The 3797-nt window shown below is 57.9% G+C and carries 4 protein-coding genes and 1 pseudogene; 1 reads left to right on the forward strand and 4 read right to left on the reverse strand.

Translation table 11 applies throughout. The features are described 5' to 3' along the window. Window positions 1-4: 4 nt before the first annotated feature. Window positions 5-1249: a nitronate monooxygenase gene (locus IBX54_RS13350; RefSeq protein WP_296543149.1), complete on the reverse strand. Its 1245-nt coding sequence runs from the start codon at window positions 1247-1249 to the stop codon at window positions 5-7. 207 nt (window positions 1250-1456) lie between these two features. On the opposite strand from IBX54_RS13350, the gene IBX54_RS13355 reads away from it, so the two are divergent. After that, a complete protein-coding gene (locus tag IBX54_RS13355) occupies window positions 1457-2362 on the forward strand; it encodes a CoA transferase (protein ID WP_296543150.1) in 906 nt (301 codons plus the stop codon). 107 nt (window positions 2363-2469) lie between these two features. On the opposite strand, the gene IBX54_RS13360 is transcribed toward IBX54_RS13355, so the two are convergent. The 3 genes and pseudogenes from IBX54_RS13360 to IBX54_RS13370 all read right to left on the reverse strand — a co-directional run. Continuing rightward, complete coding sequence (locus tag IBX54_RS13360) at window positions 2470-2976, reverse strand: GNAT family N-acetyltransferase (RefSeq protein WP_296543151.1); 507 nt, start codon at window positions 2974-2976, stop codon at window positions 2470-2472. Beyond that, window positions 2973-3257 carry a DUF1778 domain-containing protein gene (locus IBX54_RS13365; protein ID WP_296543152.1) on the reverse strand — a complete coding sequence of 95 codons (285 nt, stop codon included), beginning with the start codon at window positions 3255-3257 and terminating at the stop codon, window positions 2973-2975. The genes IBX54_RS13360 and IBX54_RS13365 overlap by 4 nt, the downstream gene beginning before the upstream one ends. 173 nt (window positions 3258-3430) lie before the next feature. Further along, window positions 3431-3797: pseudogene (locus IBX54_RS13370) on the reverse strand (aminotransferase); the annotation flags it as partial.

The following is a 3797-nucleotide window of genomic DNA, read 5'->3' on the forward strand; positions in this document are numbered from 1 at the left end:
TTAGTCAGACGGGTAGCGCGATCTGGTGATCGACGCTGTACTGGTAGTCCTTGAAAATATGCTCGGCACTGAGTGTTTTGTAGGTGCCATCCGCATTGCGGGTGGTCGTGTCCTTGAGCCGGTAGGTGTAATGCCCACAAGTCCACAATTTGAAATTTCGCATTTGGGTGCACAGGCAGGTTTTGTCCTTGACCGATATGTTCTTGCCATCAGGATGTAGCGCCAGTTCCCGGTTGTACGACGTGATGTAGGCGCAATTGCCATTGCCATCGAGCAAATAACCATACGACTCGCAACCCGGCCGAATGCCATCGCCAATGGCGGGCGAGCCCTTGAGCATGCGCATCGGGTAACCCGTGGGTGAAATGGTGTTGACCTCGATGTCATCCTCGTTGGCGCGGTAGTAATCCTGCTTCACATCGGCCGGTAAGCCGCATTCGTTGGCCACGGTAAAACGCGTGGCGACTTGCACTGCCGCCGAGCCCATTTCCAGGAACTCCACCGCATCGCTGCCGGTAAAAATGCCACCAGCAGCGATCACCGGAATGTTGAGCTGCTCGTTTTTCAAATACTGGATGACCTCGGCAATGATGGTGGCCAGATCAAACTGCGCCCAGTCCAGGCCAAAGCCAAGATGGCCGCCGGCCAGCGGGCCTTCGACGATCACATAGTCGGGCAGGCGGTTCAGGCGGGCGTTTTTGCGCAGGAACAACTGCAGGGCGCGCACGCTTGAGACGATGATGCCCAGCTTGGCATCGCGAAAACGCGGGTGCTCGGCAATCAGGCCGAACGAGCCCAGATGCAAACCCGCGCTCAGGGTGATGCCGTCAATGCCAGCGTCAAGTGCCGAGGCCATGCGCACCTGCAGTGTCTCGCGCGGGCCGTTCATGGTGAGCTTTTCCATGCAGTTGACAAAAATCAGGCCGTCGCCCTTTTTGGCCTCCATGGTGGCACCCACGTGGCGGCGGGTGGCGTCTGCCAGCACGTCCAGGTCAAACTTGACACCCGATTTATCGGCGTTGTTGATGTTGTACTTGTACTGCTTGGTCTTGTCCTTGACAAAGCTGGTGTCAAAACGGCGATCAGAGACATCGTTGACCATGGCATCCGAGATGTGGCCAATGCCGCCAAGCCGGGCCGCCTCGAGCGCCAACTCAGCCGTCGAAATGTCCACCCCCATGCCGCCTACCATGATCGGCACATACTCTTTTTGACCGAACTTCAGGCGAAAATCATCAACACGTTTCATGAAAATCCTTGAGCGAAAAAAATCGCTTCTAGCAACGCCGTCAGACCCATGCAGACGCATGTTGGACGGCAAAAAACGCAAGATGGAACGACCTTGCTGGCCTGTAATTCTAACCACCCCACCCTGCGGCAAATGGTAAACCCGCTTTACCCCTGATGCCCTCGCGTGCTTCACAATAAGCCCACATCAAGACCGCTTCATGACACCATGACCAACTTACCCAAAACACCAAAAGCCCTCAAGGGCGTGCGCATCTTCAGCCTGAGCCTCAACCTGCCCGGCCCGGCCGCGCTGTTGCGGCTCAAGCGCATGGGTGCGCACTGCGTCAAGCTCGAGCCCCCTGCCCCGTCCAACGCGCCTGCAGGTGTCACCGGCGACCCCATGAGCGCCTACAGCCGCACCGCATACAACGCCTTGCACGCCGGCGTTCGCGTGCTGGCGGCAGACCTCAAAACCGCTGCAGGCCAAAAAACACTACAGCGCGAACTCGCCAAAGCCGATGTGCTATTGACTTCGTTTCGCCCCAGCGCCCTAGGCAAACTCGGGCTCGACTGGCGCAGCCTAAGGCCACGCTACCCGGCGCTGTCGCTGGTTAGCATCGTCGGTGCGGCGGGCAAGCGCGCAGATGCGCCCGGCCACGACCTCACCTATCTGGCAGAAAACAACCTGGTCACCGGGCTCGACTTGCCCGCCACGCTGTATGCCGATATGGGTGGCGCGCTGATGGCCACCGAAGCCGTGCTGCAGGCGGTGCTGCTGCAAAGGCAAACCGGCCAGGGGCATCGTTTTGAAGTCGCCCTGTCAGAAGCTGCTGCGCACCTGGCCCAGCCGCGCGCCTGGAGCCTGACGCTGCCGGGCACGCCCATTGGCGGCGGGCACGCGGGTTACCAGGTTTATCCCTGCCTGGATGGTCGCGTCGCCATGGCGGCGCTGGAGCCGCACTTTGCCAAAGCCCTGTGTGCTGTGGCGGGGCTGGCATGGACGCATCCGGCCATGATGATGAAGCCGGCAACACACCAGGCGATCGCACACTGTGTTGCGGCTCACACCTGCTCGGAATGGCAACGCCTGGCCGTGGAGCACGACATCCCGCTGCACACCTTGCAAGACTAAAAGGCATGCGCCGTGCAGTTGCGATGAAAACGGGACCAGCTTAAATTCACTGAAAAATTGTCTTGACAATGGGGTCCACTTTACCCTTCAGACTTGAATCCGCCCCTTTAAGGAATAGAGCGCAGGGCGATAAACATGGGTGACGACTCAGGGCTCTTATTGCCTTCCAGCAATGCGAAGCCCAGTTTTTGGTAGAAGCCAGCGGCGCCTGGATCAGCATCCAGATAAAGGCCATAACAACCCATCAGCGAAGAAGATTTTTTGGTGATGGCAAGTGCATGCTTCATCAGTCTTGACCCTAAATTTTGGTGCTTGAAATCTTGGTCCACGCCGAGCATGATCAACCGGGCGCAGGGAACCTGCCGTGGCAAAGATCCGAGTTGCCGCGTGGAAAGCAACGATGCATCCAGCGCGTGATGCGCAATGGTAAAAAAGCCGATTAACCTGTCATTTTGATCAGACTCAGTCAGCACGTAAGCCACGCTTAGCTGCTTTTTGACCTGTGTCACCAAACTGTCATGCACAAACTTGTTAATGACGGCGTGACCACAATCGAATTGTTTTCGTCCCCCGTATTTTTGAGCCGGATCAAACAACGAAAACTCGATACTCATGCAATGTGTGCGGGGAAATCAGGCAGGCTCATGAGTTGTTTCATGGCCTCAGTCGGTTTGGGTGGCTTGGCCAGCAAGCCAGCCAGGGTGGCCTGGCCATTTTTTGTCAGCGCGATGATGGCGTGATCAGACACAACTTTGCGGGCCCTCTCAATTGCCGGACCAAGCACAAACGCGGTGAGATCCATGCCATCCAAAGCTGCCGCCTGGCTCAACAGCTCTTTGGCAGCATGCGTCGTCTTTAACTCCATACGGGCAGATTTGACTGTGGCTGTTTGCATGTAGATTTCCTGGAAGTTGGGCGCTATTATCGTACGGCCATTGACCGTACGATGTCAATTCATTTCGGAAACCCTGTGGGAGGCCCGCCTCGGGCCGATGGCTGTTGGGGGCAATCGCGGCGAGGGCGCCGCTCCCACAAGGCGCCGACGACTGTTGGCATTCATTGCATTTCTCAACAACCCGCCTCTTGCATCACCTGCCCAATCACCTCACAGGTTTTGTCAAGGTCGGCTTGCGACAAGGTGGCGTGCACCAAAAACATCAGGGCTGTTTCACCCAACTCGCGCCCCACGGGCAAGCGCTCTGCGGGCCGCCAGCCGGTGTTGTCAAAGGCTTTTTCCTGGTACACCTCAGAGCACGAGCCCTGAAAACAGGGCACGCCCTGCGCGTTGATGGCTTCCACCAGCCGGTCACGCGTCCAGCCCGGTGCCAGGTGCCCGGCTTGCACATACACATAACACTTGTAATGGGCATGGGCACAGCCACTGTACCGCATGCGCCGGGTGAGTTGCCCGCAGTGCGGCGTGAGGGTTGAAGCG

The sequence above is a fragment of the Rhodoferax sp. genome (assembly GCF_014859475.1).
Classification (GTDB): Bacteria; Pseudomonadota; Gammaproteobacteria; order Burkholderiales; family Burkholderiaceae_C; genus Rhodoferax.

Coding starts and splice junctions, on each gene's coding strand:
- IBX54_RS13365 (WP_296543152.1), bottom strand. CDS start 3,257: ATGCAAACAGCCACAGTCAAATCTGCCCGTATGGAGTTAAAGACGACG.
- IBX54_RS13355 (WP_296543150.1), top strand. CDS start 1,457: ATGACCAACTTACCCAAAACACCAAAAGCCCTCAAGGGCGTGCGCATC.
- IBX54_RS13350 (WP_296543149.1), bottom strand. CDS start 1,249: ATGAAACGTGTTGATGATTTTCGCCTGAAGTTCGGTCAAAAAGAGTAT.
- IBX54_RS13360 (WP_296543151.1), bottom strand. CDS start 2,976: ATGAGTATCGAGTTTTCGTTGTTTGATCCGGCTCAAAAATACGGGGGA.